The sequence below is a fragment of the Methylobacterium terrae genome (genome assembly GCF_003173755.1).
In the GTDB taxonomy this organism is placed as follows: domain Bacteria; phylum Pseudomonadota; class Alphaproteobacteria; order Rhizobiales; family Beijerinckiaceae; genus Methylobacterium; species Methylobacterium terrae.
Genome location: NZ_CP029553.1, coordinates 390178 through 406950, shown reverse-complemented (window position 1 = coordinate 406950; position 16773 = coordinate 390178). Strand labels below are relative to the sequence as shown.

Annotated in this window: 16 protein-coding genes; 9 read left to right on the top strand and 7 right to left on the bottom strand. The window is 72.1% G+C overall.

The annotated features are described in order from the left end of the window. The first annotated feature begins 217 nt into the window (after positions 1 to 217). The 5 genes from DK419_RS01790 (at position 218) to DK419_RS01770 (ending at position 7462) form a co-directional block, all read left to right on the top strand. Positions 218 to 1219 (top strand): ArsR/SmtB family transcription factor, encoded by a 1002-nt coding sequence (locus DK419_RS01790; protein ID WP_109957584.1) that lies wholly within the window; start codon positions 218 to 220, stop codon positions 1217 to 1219. A 33-nt stretch (positions 1220 to 1252) separates the two neighbouring features. Then, entirely contained in the window at positions 1253 to 2167 is a 915-nt protein-coding gene (gene metF, locus DK419_RS01785) for a methylenetetrahydrofolate reductase [NAD(P)H] (RefSeq protein WP_109957583.1), read from the top strand. A 97-nt stretch (positions 2168 to 2264) separates the two neighbouring features. Next, complete coding sequence (gene metH / locus DK419_RS01780; RefSeq protein ID WP_109957582.1) at positions 2265 to 6014, top strand: methionine synthase; 3750 nt, start codon at positions 2265 to 2267, stop codon at positions 6012 to 6014. Positions 6015 to 6443: 429 nt separating this feature from the next. Next, on the top strand, positions 6444 to 6869 hold the full coding sequence (locus DK419_RS01775; protein ID WP_109957581.1) for a hypothetical protein: 426 nt from the start codon (positions 6444 to 6446) through the stop codon (positions 6867 to 6869). Positions 6870 to 6952: 83 nt separating this feature from the next. Then, entirely contained in the window at positions 6953 to 7462 is a 510-nt protein-coding gene (locus tag DK419_RS01770; RefSeq protein WP_245442790.1) for a DUF3016 domain-containing protein, read from the top strand. Positions 7463 to 7472: 10 nt separating this feature from the next. Here DK419_RS01770 and DK419_RS01765 read toward each other — a convergent pair whose 3' ends face one another. Further along, positions 7473 to 7685 carry a hypothetical protein gene (locus DK419_RS01765; RefSeq protein ID WP_109957580.1) on the bottom strand — a complete coding sequence of 71 codons (213 nt, stop codon included), beginning with the start codon at positions 7683 to 7685 and terminating at the stop codon, positions 7473 to 7475. A 150-nt stretch (positions 7686 to 7835) separates the two neighbouring features. On the opposite strand from DK419_RS01765, the gene DK419_RS01760 reads away from it, so the two are divergent. Beyond that, positions 7836 to 8381 (top strand): formaldehyde-activating enzyme, encoded by a 546-nt coding sequence (locus DK419_RS01760; protein ID WP_109957579.1) that lies wholly within the window; start codon positions 7836 to 7838, stop codon positions 8379 to 8381. A 107-nt stretch (positions 8382 to 8488) separates the two neighbouring features. Then, on the top strand, positions 8489 to 9334 hold the full coding sequence (locus DK419_RS01755; RefSeq protein WP_109957578.1) for a collagen-like domain-containing protein: 846 nt from the start codon (positions 8489 to 8491) through the stop codon (positions 9332 to 9334). A 242-nt stretch (positions 9335 to 9576) separates the two neighbouring features. On the opposite strand, the gene DK419_RS01750 is transcribed toward DK419_RS01755, so the two are convergent. Next, positions 9577 to 10785, bottom strand: a complete 1209-nt coding sequence (locus DK419_RS01750; protein ID WP_425352625.1) for a TIGR03862 family flavoprotein — start codon at positions 10783 to 10785, stop codon at positions 9577 to 9579. Positions 10786 to 11023: 238 nt separating this feature from the next. On the opposite strand from DK419_RS01750, the gene DK419_RS01745 reads away from it, so the two are divergent. Next, entirely contained in the window at positions 11024 to 12091 is a 1068-nt protein-coding gene (locus tag DK419_RS01745; protein ID WP_109962060.1) for a TerC family protein, read from the top strand. Positions 12092 to 12155: 64 nt separating this feature from the next. On the opposite strand, the gene sorU is transcribed toward DK419_RS01745, so the two are convergent. The 5 genes from sorU to DK419_RS01720 form a co-directional block, all read right to left on the bottom strand. Next, a complete protein-coding gene (sorU, locus tag DK419_RS01740; RefSeq protein ID WP_109957576.1) occupies positions 12156 to 12482 on the bottom strand; it encodes a SorU family sulfite dehydrogenase c-type cytochrome subunit in 327 nt (108 codons plus the stop codon). Between the two features lie 56 nt (positions 12483 to 12538). Further along, entirely contained in the window at positions 12539 to 13810 is a 1272-nt protein-coding gene (sorT, locus tag DK419_RS01735) for a SorT family sulfite dehydrogenase catalytic subunit (protein WP_245442789.1), read from the bottom strand. Between the two features lie 117 nt (positions 13811 to 13927). Beyond that, a complete protein-coding gene (locus tag DK419_RS01730) occupies positions 13928 to 14683 on the bottom strand; it encodes an N-acetylmuramoyl-L-alanine amidase (RefSeq protein ID WP_109957575.1) in 756 nt (251 codons plus the stop codon). A gap of 21 nt (positions 14684 to 14704) precedes the next feature. Next, positions 14705 to 15430 (bottom strand): J domain-containing protein, encoded by a 726-nt coding sequence (locus DK419_RS01725; RefSeq protein WP_109957574.1) that lies wholly within the window; start codon positions 15428 to 15430, stop codon positions 14705 to 14707. 151 nt (positions 15431 to 15581) lie between these two features. Beyond that, positions 15582 to 15851 (bottom strand): hypothetical protein, encoded by a 270-nt coding sequence (locus DK419_RS01720; protein ID WP_109957573.1) that lies wholly within the window; start codon positions 15849 to 15851, stop codon positions 15582 to 15584. Between the two features lie 241 nt (positions 15852 to 16092). Between DK419_RS01720 and DK419_RS01715 the strand changes: the two genes are divergently transcribed. After that, a complete protein-coding gene (locus DK419_RS01715) occupies positions 16093 to 16728 on the top strand; it encodes an urease accessory protein UreE (RefSeq protein ID WP_109962058.1) in 636 nt (211 codons plus the stop codon). Positions 16729 to 16773 lie beyond the last annotated feature (45 nt).

Genomic DNA, 16773 nt, shown 5'->3' with positions numbered 1-16773 from the left:
AAGATTGGGCGTGGGCCTCTCTTCTCCCCGCCCGCGGGGAGAGGCGACGACCCGCGCCTACCTCGCCCTGTCGGCCCGACGGACACCGTCCCGCCGCCATCCCGGTCAATCCACCCGCCCTGCCACGATCCCGCCCACGAAACGCCGCTTGCGCCCTCCGTATTCCTCACATAAAGATATCTTTATGTTTCGTATTGGAGGCGAGGAGCACCCCGGAATGACCGCCACCGTCCCCTTCGCCGACGCCCTGGGCGTGCTGCGGGCCGCCGCGGAGGAGACGCGGTTGCGCATCCTGGTGCTGCTCGGCGACGGCGAGCTGTCGGTCTCCGATCTCACCGACATCCTGGGCCAGTCGCAGCCGCGGATCTCCCGGCACCTCAAGCTCCTGGTCGAGGCCGGGCTGGTGGTGCGCCACCGCGAGGGCGCCTGGGCGTTCTTCCGCCTGCGCGAGGGCGCGTCCGGGCTGGTGGCGCCGCTCATCGCCGCGCTCGACGCCGCCGAGCCGCCGCTCTCCGAGGACCGCGCCCGGCTCCAGGCGGTGCGGGCGCAGCGCGCCGACGCCGCCCAGAGCTTCTTCGCCCGGCTCGCGCCGCAATGGGACCGGGTGCGCTCGCTCCACGTGCCGGAGGCCACCGTCGAGGCGGCGGTGCTCGACGCGCTCGGGACGGATCCGATCGGCAGCCTCGTCGATCTCGGCACCGGCACGGGCCGGATGCTCGGCCTCCTGGCGCCGCGCGCCGCCCGGGCGACGGGACTCGACGCCAACCACGCGATGCTGTCGGTGGCCCGCGCCAACCTGGAGCGCCAGGGCCTGACCCGGGTCGACCTGCGCCAGGGCGACATCCACGCCCCGCCCTTCGGCCGGGCGAGCTTCGACCTCGTGCTGATCCATCAGGTGCTGCACTACCTCGACGACCCGGCCCGGGCCCTGCGCGAGGCCGCCCGCCTCGTCGCCCCCGGCGGCCGCCTCCTTGTCGTCGATTTCGCCCCCCACAGCCTGGAATTCCTCCGCGCGGACGAGGCGCATCGCCGCCTCGGCTTCGCCCCGGAGCAGGTCGCGGGGTGGCTCTCCGAGGCCGGCCTGACCGACGTGCGGCTGCGCCACCTCGCGCCCTCCGGGGGCGCGGAGCACCAGCTCACCGTCACGCTCTGGCTCGCCCATCACGCGCAGGCCGCTGCCGATCGACAGATCGGCCTGCCCGACCGCGCCGTCGCCTGAACCCGTCACCGTCTTTTTCGCCCGAGGCCGCCGATGTACGCCACCTCCTTCCGCCCGAGCCGCGAGAGCTGCCGCCCGATCCGGGTCTCGTTCGAGTTCTTTCCCCCGAAGACCCCCGAGATGGAGACGACCCTGTGGTCGTCGATCGAGCGCCTCGCGCCGCTGAACCCCAGCTTCGTCTCGGTGACCTACGGCGCCGGCGGCTCGACCCGCGAGCGCACCCACAACACCGTGTCTCGCCTCGTGCGCGAGACCGACCTGAAGCCCGCCGCCCACCTCACCTGCGTGGCGGCCACCAAGGCTGAGGTCGACGACGTGGTGCGCGCCTACCACGAGGCCGGCGTGCGCCACATCGTGGCCCTGCGCGGCGACCCGGCGGAGGGCGTCGGCACCGCCTACTCGGCGCATCAGGGCGGCTACGAACGGTCCTGCGACCTCGTCGCCGGCATCAAGCGCATCGGCGACTTCGAGGTCTCGGTCTCGGCCTATCCCGAGCGCCACCCCGAAGCCGGCTCCCTCGACCAGGATCTCGACGCGCTGAAGGCCAAGGTCGATTGCGGCGCCGACCGCGCCATCACCCAGTTCTTCTTCGACAACGACCTGTTCTTCCGCTACCTCGACCGGGTGCAGTCGCGCGGCATCGACATCCCGATCATCCCCGGCATCCTGCCGGTGCAGAACTTCAAGCAGGCCGCCAACTTCGCCCGCCGCACCGGCGCCTCGGTGCCGGACTGGCTCGCCGCCCGCTTCGAGGGGCTGGAGGACGACGTCGCCACCCGCAAGCTGGTGGCCGCGGCGGTCGCCGCCGAGCAGGTGCTGGATCTCGTCGACCGCGGCGTCACCGATTTCCACTTCTACACCATGAACCGCGCCGACCTCGTCTACGCGATCTGCCACCTGCTGGGCTTGCGCGCGGCGCCGGTGGCGGCGGAGAAGGCGGCGGCCTGATTTCCCCAAGGTCTCCTCACCACTGACATGTTCCCGGGCCGCATAGCGCGGCCCGGTCCGATTCCGCACCTGCCCGACCCGCTGGAACCCCACCCCGATGACCGACTTCCGCCCCGCCGACGGTGCCGACATCCTGACCGCCCTGCGCCGGCGCGCGGCGGAGAAGATCCTCGTCCTCGACGGGGCGATGGGCACGGTGATCCAGCGCCTCGGCCTGACCGAGACGGATTTCCGCAGCGAGCGCTTCCGCGATCATGCCCATGACCAGAAGGGCAACAACGACCTCCTGATCCTCAGTCAGCCCGACGCGATCCGGCAGATCCACCTCGACTACTTCCTCGCCGGCGCCGACGTCGTCGAGACCAACACCTTCTCGGGCACCACCATTGCCCAGGCCGATTACGGCATGGAATCGGTGATCCACGAGCTGAACGCGCAAGGCGCGCGGCTTGCCCGCGAGGCGGCTTTGCTCGCCGAGAAGCAGGACGGACGCCGCCGCTTCGTCGCCGGCGCGATCGGCCCGACGAACCGCACCCTGTCGATCTCGCCGGACGTCAACAACCCGGGCTACCGCGCCGTGACCTTCGACCAGGTCCGCGACGCTTACGCCGAGCAGGTGCGCGGCCTGATCGCCGGCGGCGCGGAACTCATCCTGATCGAGACGATCTTCGACACGCTGAACGCCAAGGCGGCGGTGGCGGCGTCCTGGCAGGTTTTTGACGAGACCGGCATCCGCCTGCCGATCATGATCTCGGGCACCATCACGGATCTGTCGGGCCGCACCCTGTCGGGCCAGACGCCCACCGCCTTCTGGCACTCGCTGCGCCACGCCGATCCGGTCACCTTCGGCCTCAACTGCGCGCTCGGCGCCCGCGAGATGCGCGCCCATATCGACGAACTGTCGCGCACCTGCGACACGCTGGTCTGCGCCTACCCGAATGCCGGCCTGCCGAACGAGTTCGGCCTCTACGACGAGAGCCCGGAGGCGATGGCCAAGCTCGTCGGCGAGTTCGCCGAGAGCGGCCTCGTCAACATGGTCGGCGGCTGCTGCGGCACCACGCCGGACCACATCCGGGCGATCGCCGGGGCGGTGGCCGGCAAGGCACCGCGCCGGGCGCCGACCGTGAAGCCCCTGATGCGGCTCTCAGGGCTGGAGCCGTTCACGCTGACGCCCGAGATCCCGTTCGTGAACGTGGGCGAGCGGACCAACGTCACCGGCTCTGCGCGCTTCCGCAAGCTCGTCACCAACGGCGACTACGCCGCCGCCCTGGATGTCGCCCGCGACCAGGTCGCGGCCGGCGCCCAGGTGATCGACGTCAACATGGACGAGGGCCTGCTCGATTCGCAGAAGGCGATGGTCGAGTTCCTGAACCTCGTTGCCGCCGAGCCCGACATCGCCCGCGTGCCGGTGATGATCGACTCCTCGAAGTTCTCGGTCATCGAGGCCGGCCTGAAATGCGTGCAGGGCAAGGCGATCGTGAACTCGATCTCGCTCAAGGAGGGCGAGGAGAAGTTCATCCACGAGGCGAAGATCTGCCGCTCCTACGGTGCCGCCGTCGTGGTGATGGCCTTCGACGAGCAGGGCCAGGCCGACACGCTCGAGCGCAAGGTCGCGATCTGCACCCGCGCCTACGAGGTGCTGACCGAGACGGTCGGCTTTCCCCCTGAGGACATCATCTTCGATCCCAACGTCTTCGCGGTGGCGACGGGCATCGAGGAGCATAACGGCTACGGCGTCGCCTTCATCGAGGCGGCCCGGATCATCCGCGAGACCCTGCCCCACGCCCATATCTCGGGCGGCATCTCGAACCTGTCCTTCGCCTTCCGCGGCAACGAGCCGGTGCGCGAGGCGATGCACGCGGTGTTCCTGTACCATGCGATCAGGGTCGGCATGGACATGGGCATCGTGAATGCCGGCCAGCTCGCGGTCTACGACGAGCTGCCCGCCGAGCTCCGCGAATTGTGCGAGGACGTGGTTCTCAACCGGCGCGAGGACGCGACCGAGCGCCTGCTCGACGCCGCCGCCCGCTTCAAGGAGGGGGGACAAGCGCGCGACAAGACCGCCGATCTCGCCTGGCGCGAGGCCCCGGTCGAGAAGCGCCTGGAGCACGCGCTGGTCAACGGCATCACCGAGTACATCGAGGCCGATACCGAGGAGGCGCGCGCCAAGGCCGCCCGCCCGCTCCACGTCATCGAGGGCCCGCTGATGGCCGGCATGAACGTGGTCGGCGACCTGTTCGGCGCCGGCAAGATGTTCCTGCCGCAGGTGGTGAAGTCCGCCCGCGTGATGAAGCAGGCGGTGGCCTACCTGATGCCGTTCATGGAGGCGGAGAAAGCCGCCAATGGTGGCGTCGGCGGCCGACAGGCGGCCGGCAAGGTGCTGATGGCGACCGTGAAGGGCGACGTCCACGACATCGGCAAGAACATCGTCGGCGTCGTGCTCGCCTGCAACAACTACGAGATCATCGATCTCGGCGTGATGGTGCCGGCGGCGAAGATCCTCGATACGGCGCGGCGTGAGAACGTCGACATCGTCGGGTTGTCGGGCCTCATCACGCCGTCTCTGGACGAGATGGTCCACGTCGCGGCCGAGATGGAGCGCGAGGGGTTCGACGTGCCGCTCCTCATCGGCGGGGCGACGACGAGCCGGGTCCACACCGCAGTGAAGATCCACCCGGCCTACGCCAAGGGCCAGGCGGTCTACGTGACCGATGCGAGCCGCGCGGTCGGCGTGGTCTCGAACCTGCTCTCGCCGGACTCGAAGGTGCAGACGATCGAGGCGGTGCGGGCCGAGTACAAGCGCGTCGCCGAGGCCCATGCCCGCTCGGAGGCCGACAAGCAGCGCTTGGCCCTAGCGAAAGCTCGCGCCAACGCCTTCAAGGCCGACTGGGCGGCGTACAAGCCGGTCAAGCCGACCTTCACCGGCACGCGGGTGTTCCGCAGCTACGAGGTGGCGGAGCTCGTCCCCTACATCGACTGGACGCCGTTCCTCCAGACCTACGAGTTCAAGGGCCGCTATCCGGCGATCCTCGACGATCCCGAGCAGGGACCGGCCGCCCGCGCCCTGTTCGAGGACGCGCAAGCCATGCTGCGCCAGATCGTCGAGGAGCGCTGGTTCAACCCGAAGGCGGTGATCGGCTTCTGGCCGGCCAACGGGGTCGGCGACGACATCCGGCTGTTCACCGGCGAGAGCCGGACCGACACGCTCGCCACCTTCCACGGTCTGCGCCAGCAGCTCTCGAAGCGCGACGGGCGGCCCAATACCTGCCTGTCGGACTTCGTGGCCCCTCGCGAGACCGGGCTCCCCGACTATGTCGGCGGCTTCGTCGTCACGGCGGGCCTCGAGGAGGTCCGCATCGCCGAGCGGTTCGAGCGCCAGAACGACGATTACAAGTCGATCCTGGTCAAGGCGCTCGCCGACCGCATCGCCGAGGCCTTCGCCGAGCGAATGCACGAGCGGGTACGCCGGGAGTTCTGGGCCTACGCGGCCGACGAGACCTACTCGCCGGCCGACCTCGTCACCGAGCCCTATGCCGGCATCCGTCCGGCCCCGGGCTACCCGGCCCAGCCCGACCACACCGAGAAGACGACGCTGTTCGACCTGCTCCAGGCCGAGCCGCGCATCGGCGTCAAGCTCACCGAATCCTACGCGATGTGGCCGGGCTCCTCGGTCTCCGGCCTCTACATCGCCCATCCGGACGCGCATTACTTCGGCGTCGCCAAGGTGGAACGCGATCAGGTCGAGGATTACGCCGCTCGCAAGGGGATGGACGTTGCGGAAGTCGAGCGCTGGCTCGGGCCGGTGCTGAACTACGACACGGCGCGGTACCGCGCGGCGGCGGAGTAGGGGGGCTCGCCTCCGGGGGCGGCCCGTCGGACGACGCATGGCTATCTGAGGAGACCTTCGAGACGAGCATAGCGCGGGTTTCTCCTCTCCCCGCGGGCGGGGAGAGGACTGCGGACCCCTTGTTGGGTCCGCAGTGAGCGCAGGCGAAAGCCGGAGCGAGGGTGAGGGGGTGTCTCAGGATGAGGCTCCTCCGGAAACACCCCCTCACCCTCGCCCTTCGGGCTTCCTGAGCCCCTTCGGAGCTCAGGCCTCTCCCCGCCAGCGGGGAGAGGGGAAACCCGCGCCTTTTTCTTTCCCTTGGACAGCCCTGCGGACGACGCAGTGGAGGAGCTTGATCCCACCTCCCGACCCGGGCTTGACCGCCGCGCCCGCCCCGGCTCAAAGCTTGGGCTTGAGGGCGCCGAAGAGATTGGGCGGGAAGGATCGGGGATGCGGACAGGACCAGGGAGGCTCGCCCTCGTCGCCGTGGCGGGCGCCGTCGCGGCGGCGGCCGGCTGCACCGAGTTCTCCTACATCTCGAAGACCTATGTCGGCCTCCAGCCGCAGGTGGTCACGATCGGCTGCAACGATCCCTACGAGGTCTACGACCAGCGCCGGGAGCGCAAGGTCCTGATCGTCTCGAACAACCTGCGCGAGCTCACCGGCTGCGGCCTGTCCGGCCAGGACCCGGCGCTCACCCGCCGGCGCCGCTTCTCGGAGGCCGCCGCGACCTACCTCAAGGAGACGGCGCGGGAGACCTGCACCATCGTCGGCGAGACGGTGTTCACCGATCTCCAGACCGAGTTCGTCTATTCCTGCGCCGAGCCGATCGAGAAGCCCGGCACGAAGGTGCCGCGCCTGCCGGGCCGGTACTGACCGCGGGCGGCAGAACCCCGGCTTCCCCGCCGCGTTGGACCCTCGATCGCGGCGAGGTGCCGCCAGGTGGGAGGGGTTCGGCCGTGCGGAGCGTCCTGGCGATCTGCCTGTGTCTCGGCCTCGTCGCCGCCGCGGGCGCGCAAGCCGCGCGTCCCGAGTCGCCCTTCAGCCTCACCTTCGTCGCGCCCGAGCGCTACACCGACGCCGAGAGCCGCTTCGGCTCCGGCCCGACCCTGCGCACGACGATCGGCGAATTGGAGCGGATCTTCCGGGACCTCGCCGCGCGGACGCTCCGACCCGGGCAGAGCCTCGCCGTCGACGTGCTCGACGTCGACCTCGCCGGCACCGACCTGCCCGGCGCCGGTCCCACCGCCCCGCGCCTCGTCACCGACGCCACCCCGCCGCGCCTGCGCCTGCGCTACGCCCTGCGGGAGCGCGGCCGGGTGGTCCTGGCGGCCGAGGAGACGGTGACGGACGTCAACTTCCTGCTGCGCGCCCGGAGGGGAGGGGCGTCCGCCCTCGCCTACGAGCGCGACATCCTCGCCGACTGGTTCGCGGCGCGGATCGGGCGGCGGGAACCGCCGCGGAGCTGACCCGTGCCGGTCAGTCCTCGCGCCCGGTCGGCGGGTGGGGGAAGGTGCGCTCGGCCGCGTCGCCGGCGGCGGCCAGCATCGCGCGGGCGAAGTGGCGCGCCTCCGCCCGGTCGAGGGCGATCGCCGCCGTGACCGGCGCGCCGTCGAGGTCGGCGAGGTCCAGTTCGAGCCGCACGCCCGCCTCGGTCGGCGTCACCCGCAGGGTCCAGTCGCGATCGCTCATCCGTCCGCTTCAGCTGTTTCACGGGTGCCAAGTCCCCGTGGTCTCGGCCCTATAGACCAATTTCCGGGCAGGTCGATGGGTTCGGCACCGTTGACGCTGCGACCGCCGCCGTGGTCGACCCGCGCCGGAAATCCAACGAGGAATCGGACCATGAGCGAGATCGTCTTCCGGACCGGCGAGGCCACGGTGCTGGCGGCCGAGGGCCAGTACACCGACGCGATGCCCGAGGTGCTGATCGGTTCGGTGCGCGGGCCGGTCGGTCAGGCCTTCGCCTCGATGATGGGGCAGGTCCAGGGCCATACCCGGATGTTCGTGGTGCGCGACCTCAACCAGCTGGTGCGCCCGGCCACGATGATGACCACCAAGGCGACGATCCACACCGCCGAGTACGTCGAGCTCCTCGGCGGCGTAGTCCAGGCCGCCACCGGCGACGCCATCGTCGACTGCATCATCGAGGGCATCCTGCCGCGCGACGGGCTCGACGAGCTCTGCATGATCATCATGATCTGGCTCGACCCGCGCTGCCCCGAGGACCCGAACCTCGACCGGAAGGACCTCTACCGCACCAACTACGAGGCGACGAAGCTCGCCATCGCCCGGGCGCTGAAGGGCGAGCCGAGCGTCGACGAGCTGATCGCCAACCGCCGCACGGTGCGCCACTACGCCCTCGAGGGCGTGCTCGACGACGAGGCCTGAGGACCGCCCGACCGGGCCGGATCTACGCAGTTGACCGCAGCTTGACCGCGCCCCAAGGTGCGCCGCCCGCGAGAGCGGGGCTTCCCGTCATGCCTTGGGGCCGAACGATGCGTCCACGCCGCGCCGCGTTGATCCTGTCCGCTCTCCTGTCCGCGGGTGCCGTCCTGGCAGGCCCGGGCCTCGCGCAGCAGCCGGCCCCGGCCGGCGGACGCGCCGCCGCCCCGGCGCAGCCGGCCATCACGGTCTGGGACGCCCGGATCGAGGCCGGCGACCTCACCGTCTCCGGCAGCGTCGGCAAGGCCGGCGTGGTCGTCACCCTCGACGACGACATCCCGGTCACCTCCGACAAGCGCGGGCGCTTCACCCTGAAGGTGCCCTACGTGCCGCAGAACTGCGTCGCGACGCTCAAGGCCGGCGAGGCCTCGCGCGAGATCGCGGTGGCGAATTGCGGCGCCACCGGCGCCCCGGGCGCCAAGGGCGAGCCGGGCCTGACCGGGCCGCAGGGCATGGCCGGGCTCGCCGGGCCGAAGGGCGACGCGGGGCCGAAAGGCGAGCCGGGCCCTGCGGGGCCCCGCGGCGAGACGGGCCCCAAAGGCGACGCCGGGCCCAAGGGCGAGGCAGGTCCCAAAGGCGACGCCGGTCCCAAGGGCGAGGCGGGTCCCAGGGGCGCCGCAGGCCCGAAGGGCGATGCGGGCCCGGCCGGGCCGCAGGGGCCGGCCGGATCGGCGGGGAGCGCCGCGACGGCGAGTGCCGCCCTGCCGTTCCGGATGCTGCGCACCGACGGCTGCGCCAAGCCGCATTGCGAGCTCGCCTGCGACGAGGGCGAGACCTTCGTGTCCGCCTATTGCCTGCGCGGCGGCACCCCGAACTTCACCCGCCGCGAGAGCGGCGAGGCGGTGGCGATGTGCCCGTCGGATTCGTCGGGCATGGTCGGGTTCTGCGCGAAGCTCTGACGATTGGTCCGGCTCTCTCGGCCGGACCCGCACCCTCCCGGCCATCCCGGGGCCGCCGGAGCGGAGCCCGGGATCCACGAACGCCGATGGTCGCAGGATCAAGCGGATCGCCGGTCGCCCTGTTCCGCACCGTCGGCGGTGACGGATCCCGGGCTCTCGCCTCCGGCGAGCCCCGGGACGACGCGGAGCAGTGTCGATGTGCGGGTCGCATCGACCTCGATCGGCGAAGGGACGGCCGGCCGTCACCGCTCCGCCAGCCATTCCAGCACCCCCGCCGCCGCCGCCCGACCGCTGGCGAAGCTCGCCTGGAGCAGGTAGCCGCCGGTCGGCGCCTCCCAGTCGAGCATCTCGCCGGCGAGGAAGGTGCCGGGTCGTGCCCGCAGCATGAAGCGCTCGTCGAGGGCCGCGAAGGCGACGCCGCCGGCGGTCGAGATCGCCCGCTCGATCGGCCGCAGGCCGGTCAGGCGCAGCGGCACCGCCTTGATCAGGTCCGCGAGCGAAGCGTGCTCCGTCGGCAGGTCGCGGACCGCCTCGCGCAGCAGGCCGGCCGCCGGCGGGCTCAGCCCCGCGGCCTTGCGCAGCACCGTGGCGCGGGATTCCTTCGGCCGGGCGCCGGCGAGGCGGCGGGCCAGAGCCGCCGCGTCGAGATCGGGCCGCAGGTCGAGCTGCACCACGGCCTCGCCTCGGGCCTCGATCGCCTCGCGGATCGGGCGGGACAGGGCGTAGATCGCGCCGCCCTCGATCCCCTCGCGGGTGATCACCGCCTCGCCCCGCACGGTTCCGGAGCCGAGGCGGAGCGCGATGCGCTTGAGCGGTTCCCCGGCGAAGCGCTCGGCGAAGACCGGCGACCACGCCGCGGTGAAGCCCGCATTGGCCGGCCGCAGGGGAGCGACGGGGATGCCCTCGGCCGCCAGCACCGGCACCCAGGCCCCGTCCGAGCCGAGCCGCGGCCAGCTCGCCCCGCCCAGGGCCAGCACCGTCGCGTCGGCGGACAGGGTCTCCGGGCCCTCGTCTCCCGCGAGGGTCAGCGCCCCGCCCTCGTCCCAGCCGGTCCAGCGGGTGCGGGTGCGCAGGGCCACGCCGAGGCCGTCGAGCCGGGCGAGCCAGGCCCGCAGCAGCGGCGAAGCCTTGAAGGCCTCCGGGAACACCCGGCCGCTCGAGCCGACGAAGGTGGGCTGGCCCAGATCCGCACACCAGTCGCGCAGGGCCTGAGGCGGAAATTCCCGAATCGCTGCGTCAAGGCGTCGCTCCGGCGGGGCGTAGCGGGCGAGGAAGCGCTCCAGCGGCTCGCTGTGCGTGAGGTTGAGGCCGCCGCGTCCGGCGATCAGCAGCTTGCGGGCCGGCGAGGGCATCCGCTCGATCACGGTCACCCGCAGGCCGCCCGCTGCCAGGATCTCGGCGGCGGAGAGGCCCGCGGGGCCGCCTCCGATCACCGCCACGTTCACGGACACTCGCGCGCTCGGCTTCGTCATCCGCGCCCAAGGCCGCGACGCGGGCGGCGCTGTCAACCTGCCGCGCGGGCAGGGCGAAAAAATAAGAGCGTGGCCGTCGGCTCCGGCTGCCCTTGATCCGCCGCCATCCGGAACATAAGTCGTCGCCATCGGCTGCGGGCCCCTCTGGCGAGCTGCGCTTCTCGCGCTCGTGATGTCGGAGCCGATGCTTTCCTCCTCGAAGCATCACGGTCCCGCGATGGTCGATTTCCTGTACATGACGTGGCTCGGCAAGCCGGTCTGGATGTGGCTGGGTTTCCACGCCGTCATCTTCATCCTGCTCGCCCTCGATCTCGGTCTCCTGCATCGCGACAAGAGTCGCGAGATCGGCGTGAAGGAGAGCCTGCTCCTCACCGCCTTCTACCTCACCCTCGGCCTCATCTTCGGCGGCTGGGTCTGGTGGTACATCGGCCCGCAGGCGGGCCAGGAATACCTCGCCGGCCTCATCGTCGAGAAGTCGCTGTCGATGGACAACGTCTTCGTCATCGCGGTGATCTTCGGCTACCTCGGCATCCCCCGCAACGCGCAGCACCGGGTGCTGCTCTGGGGCATCCTGGCGGCGATCGTGCTGCGCGGCCTGATGATCGGGCTCGGCGCCGCCCTCGTCCACCAGGCCGAGTGGGTGCTGACGATCTTCGCCGCCTTCCTGATCTATGCCGGCATCAAGATGCTGGTCTCGGGCGACGAGGAGGAGGGCGAGAACAAGTCCGCCGACCGCTTCACCGGCTTCATGCGCCGGCACATGCGGGTGACCGACGAGCTCGACGGCCAGAAGTTCACCACACGCCGGCCCGACCCGAAGACCGGCAAGCCGGTGCTGTGGCTGACGCCGCTCGCCCTGGCGCTGGTGCTGGTGAACGGCGCCGACGTGATCTTCGCGGTCGACAGCGTGCCGGCGATCTTCGCCATCACCACCGACACCTACGTGGTCTACACCTCGAACATCTTCGCGATCTTGGGGTTGCGCGCGCTCTACTTCGCGCTCGCGGCGATGGTCGACCGCTTCGCCTACCTCAAGACCGCGCTCGCCCTGATCCTGATCTTCATCGGCCTGAAGATCGTGGTGGCGGACACGTTCGGGCTGATCGAGATCCAGCCCTGGGTCGCCCTGGTGGTGACGGTGGTCCTGCTCGCCGGCGGCATCGTCTACAGCCTGTGGCGCACCCGCGGCGCCGCCGAGACGCCGGCCGCACTGCCCCAGGCCCCGCCGCAAGGTCTGCCCCAGGCCGACGCGCCGCGCGGACGGCTCGGCAGCAGCCACGGGTGAATGGAGGTCGCGAGGGGCGCGCCGTCGCGCCCCTCATCGTCTCTCGGCCTCGCGCCGGGCCGGCCTATCGCTGGGCGCCGGTGACGGTCGCGACGTAGAGCGCGACGGCGGCGACCTGCTCCGGGGTCAGGTCCTCGAAGGCCGGCATCACCCCGATGCCGTTCGTCACCGCCGTCGCCACGCGGCCCGCATCCGGCTTCAGCGTGTCGAGGGCCGGCCCGACCGCTCCGGTCGTGCCCGCATCCGCGAGCGCGTGGCAGACGCCGCATCCCGGCTCGGCCAGCTCGGTGAACACGCGCTTGCCGAGGGCGAGGCGTGCCGGGTCCGCCGAGGCCGGAGCCGCGGCGAGAGCCAGGACGACGCAGAGAGCGAGGCGGGTCGCAGCTTTCATCACGGGCTTTCGCGGCCCGCATCGCCGGGATGCGGACCGTCGGGGCGGGAGGGACTTCAGGCGGTTCTCAGGCTCACGGCCGGTCCGCGCCAGCCGTTGTAGCTGTAGCCGCCGCCGTTCGGCGGCGTCTCCTCGGGCTGAACGTTGCCGGCCGCGTCGGTCGCCCGGCTCACCAGGACGTGCGTCCCCGCCGGCAGGTCGAGCGCGAGGGCGAATTGCCGCCAGGCGTACCGGCCGAGGTCGGGCCCGATGAAGGGAGCGTCGCTCCAGCTGCGGCCGCCGTCGACCGAGACCTCGACGCGCGCCACCGCGTTCACGCCGCCGAAGGCGATGCCGGTGACGACCGCGCGGCCCGCCGCCCCGTCCTCCAGGGGTGCGGTGATCCACGACCGCACCGGCTGTTCCCAGATCGAGGGCTGCCCGGGGCCGGCCCGCTCGCCGACGCCGTGCATGCGGTAGCTCGCGGCCTGGATCTTGGCGTCGGTCTCGACGGCCGTCAGCGCCACCGTCTTGACGTACTTGACGTTGTTCACGCCCGAGTAGCCCGGCACGATCATCCGCAACGGGCCGCCATGCGCCAGGGGAAGCGGCTCGCCGTTCATCTCCCAGGCCAGGAGCACCGTGTCGAGGGTCGCGATCGGGACCGAGCGCTCGACGATCACGTCCTTGGGCTTGAGCCCGGCCGGCAGTTCCTCCCCGCCCGTGCCGGTGACGAACCGCATGCCGGCCGCCGGGCCGCCGAGCGCGTCGACCACGGCCCTGAGCGGCACGCCGCTCCAGATCACGCAGCCCGCCGCCCCGACGGTCCACGGCGTGCCCGAGATCTTCTGGCCCGGCTGCAGCGCGTCCTGCATGTACTTGCGGCCGTTGCCGGAGCATTGCAGCACGGTGGCGACGCTCGCGAGGCCGAGGCGCTTCAGCTCGGCCAGCGTCAGCGTCCTCGGATCGGCCACGCCCGCGATCTCGAGCCGCCACGCATCCCGATCGGCGACGATGCCGTCCGGGGGCGGGGCGACGTTGTTGCGGATGAACAGCCGGCCGATCGGCGTGACGATGCCGCTGCCGATGAAGCCGCGCTTCGTCTCCACGGTCTGGTTGGAGTGAACGATGAGGGCGTCCGGGTCCTTCCAGGCGATGGTGCCCGGCAAGCCCTTGGCGTCGGGCTTCCCCTTGGCGTCCGACGTCCCCTTGGCGTCGGGCTTCGGCGGCGCCGGCCTGGCCGGATCCGCCGCGGGGCCCTGGGCGCGCGCGGCGGAGGCGACGCCGACCGCCCCCATGGCCGTGCCGGCGAGGAAGCGGCGTCGATGCAGGATCGTCGGCTCGGACACGCGACAACATCCTCCCGTTTTCTTTCTTTGGAGAAGATGTTTCTGCGGCGCGGCCTTCGGGCCGTCAAGCGGAGGGCGCCGTGCGACGACGGGTCCTCCCGCTCCGTCGGGCGCCCTTCACCCCGGCTTGCCCGCCAGGAGGTCCCGCAGCGTCGTGATGGTCGAGGCATCGGCCACCCCGTCGACCCGGGCCGGGCGGAAGTGGCGCTGGAACGCCGTCACCGCCGCGCGGGTCCTGGCGTCGAAGGTGCCGCTCACCGGCAGGTCGTAGCCGTAGAGCGCGAACATCGATTGCAGCGCCTCGATCGGCTGGCCGGCATCGCCCTCGGAGAAGAAGCGCCCGTCGCGGATCGGGGCCGGGGGCACCCAGTGGCCGATGCCGTCCCGGGAGAGGGCGCCCCAGGGAAAGCTCTCGCCCGGATCGATCTTGCGCTCGGGCGCGATGTCGGAATGAGCCAGCACCCGGTCGGGCCGGATCGGCCAACGTCCGAGGATGTCGCGGCAGAGCGCCGTCACCGCCGCCATCTGCGCCTCCGGGTAGGGCGCGAGGCTGCCGTCCTCGGCGTGCCCGGGATGCGCGATCTCGATCCCGATCGAGCGCGAGTTCATGTCGCGCACGCCTTCCCAGGCCGAGACGCCGGCGTGCCAGGCGCGGCGGGCCTCCGGCACCATCTGCACCACCCGGCCCTCCTCGAAGACGAGGTAGTGCGACGAGACCTTGGCGAGCGGGTTGCAGAGCCGCAGCAGCGCCTCGGCGGCGCTCGCCATGCCGGTGTAGTGCAGGATCAGCGCGTCGACCGGCAGGGTCCGCTCGTCGTGGTTGGGGGAGGGCACCACCTGGGTGGCGACCGGGCTGTCGGGGGTGAGGCTCATGCGGGCGGCGAGACCTTGGGCTCAACTCGGGCGCCGCTCGGCGGCGATGCGGTCGTAGGCGGCGTTGATGGCGGCGAGGCGCCGGGTCGCGATGGCCACCGCCGCGGGCGGCAGGCCGCGGGCCACCGCCCGGTCGGGATGGTTCTCCGAGACGAGCGCCCGGTAGCGCGCCTTCAGCTCGGCATCGGTCAGCGAGCGCGCGGCGCCCAGCACCTCGTAGGGATCGTCGGCCAGCCGCACGTGCCGGGCGGTGATGCCTGCGAAGCGCGCCTCGTCGAAGCCGAAGATCGCCGCCACCTCGGCGAGGTAGCGCGCCTCGCTCTCGTGCACGGCGCCGTCCGCCTTGGCGATGTGGAACAGGCCGTCGAGCACGTCCTCGAGCAGGGCGGGCTCGTCGTGGAAGGCCTCGGCGACCTGGCGGGCATAGCCCTCGAAGCCGCTGGTGGTGCGCTTGGCGAGGTCGAACAGCCGCTCGACCCCGGCGCGCTCGTCCTCGGGCACCCGCACGATCTCGGCGAAGGCCGCGACCTCGGAGGGCGTCACCACCCCGTCCGACTTCGCCATCTTGGCGGCGAGCGCGACGAGGCCGGTGGTGAACACCACCTCGCGGGGGGTGGGCCCGAACAGCGAGCCCTCGCGGTCGAGGAGGAAGTGGCCGGCGACGGCGCCGATCAGCGCGCCGAGCGGACCGCCGGCGGCGAGCCCGAGGCCGGCACCGCCGAGCTTGCCCCACACGCCCTGGCTCACGCCCGCCTCCGGATCTCGGTCGGGCGGGGGAGGGGGATCGGGTCTCGGGGGAGCGGGCGCGTCATGGGGCCCTTGTAGCGCCCCCGCGCGTTCCGCGGAATGTGGTAGCGCACCCGGCGGCAAGACCGCCGGGGCGCTCAGGCGAGGCCGATCAGCGGCAGTAGACGTTGCCGTAGGGGTCGCGGTAGGTGCCGTAGGGGCACTGGGGGGCGGTGGCCGCGCCGACCACGGCGCCGCCGGCCGCGCCGATCAGGCCGCCCGCGAGCGCGCCGCCGGCCCGGCCGGTGGCCGCCGCGCCGATCGCCGCGCCGGTCAGGCCGCCGAGGGCGGCGCCGCCGGCGGCGCGGTCGCCGGGGGTGTTGCAGGCGCCGACCGACAGGGCCAGGGCGCCGGCGAGCGTGGCGGCGATGAGCTTCTTCATGGTGTTGTCCCCTCGTGCGTCTCGCGGTCTGGCTCCGGGCGTCGCGCCCGCGCCGCTGTCCGGCAGCTTAGCCGTACCGTGCCTGAACGCAAAATGAGCTTGGCCGTCCGATGGTTCCCGGGCCCGAGGCGCGAATCGGGGCGGTGCGGCGCGCAGGCCACAGGCCCGGGCCCCTGCCGCCCGGGCGCCAAATGCTCTAAAGGGGCCGGACATGCCCGGCTTGAACGCCCGCGAGGACCCGATGCAGCGCGCCACCACCATCGTCCGCAAAGCCGCCGTGCGCCCCGACGCCGTCGCCGACGAGGTCGCCCTCGACCACGCCGCCCGCTCGCGCCGCAGCGCCGAGCTGACGGCGCGGGGCGGCCTCGCCTTCCGTCTCGACCTCGACCGCGAGACCACCCTCGAGGACGGCGACGCGGTGCGCCTGGAGGACGGGCGCCTGGTGCGCATCCTCGCCGCCCCGCAGGCCCTGCTCGCGGTCAAGGCCGAGAACCCGCTCCGCCTGACCCGCCTCGCCTGGCAGCTCGGCAGCAACCACGTCCAGGCCGAGGTGACGGCCGACGCGCTCTACGTCCTCGACGACCCGGTGGTGGCCGAGCTGATCCGCGGCCAGGGCTGCACCGCGAGCGCGCTCCAGCGCCCGTTCCGCCCCGAGAAGGAGGCGGCGGCCCACGACCACAGCACCTGCGGGCACGACCATCACCATGGTCATGCCCACGCTGAGCACGACCACCGCGACCATGGTCACGGGGACCACGATCACGGGCATCACGACCACGCCCATCACGACCACGCCCATCACGATCACCACCATGACCATGGCCACCCGCACGATCACGGGCACGTCCACGGTCCGAACTGCAAGCACGGGCACTGACGCCGCGCTCCCCATCTCATGACGGGTCCCGGCATGGACCAGACC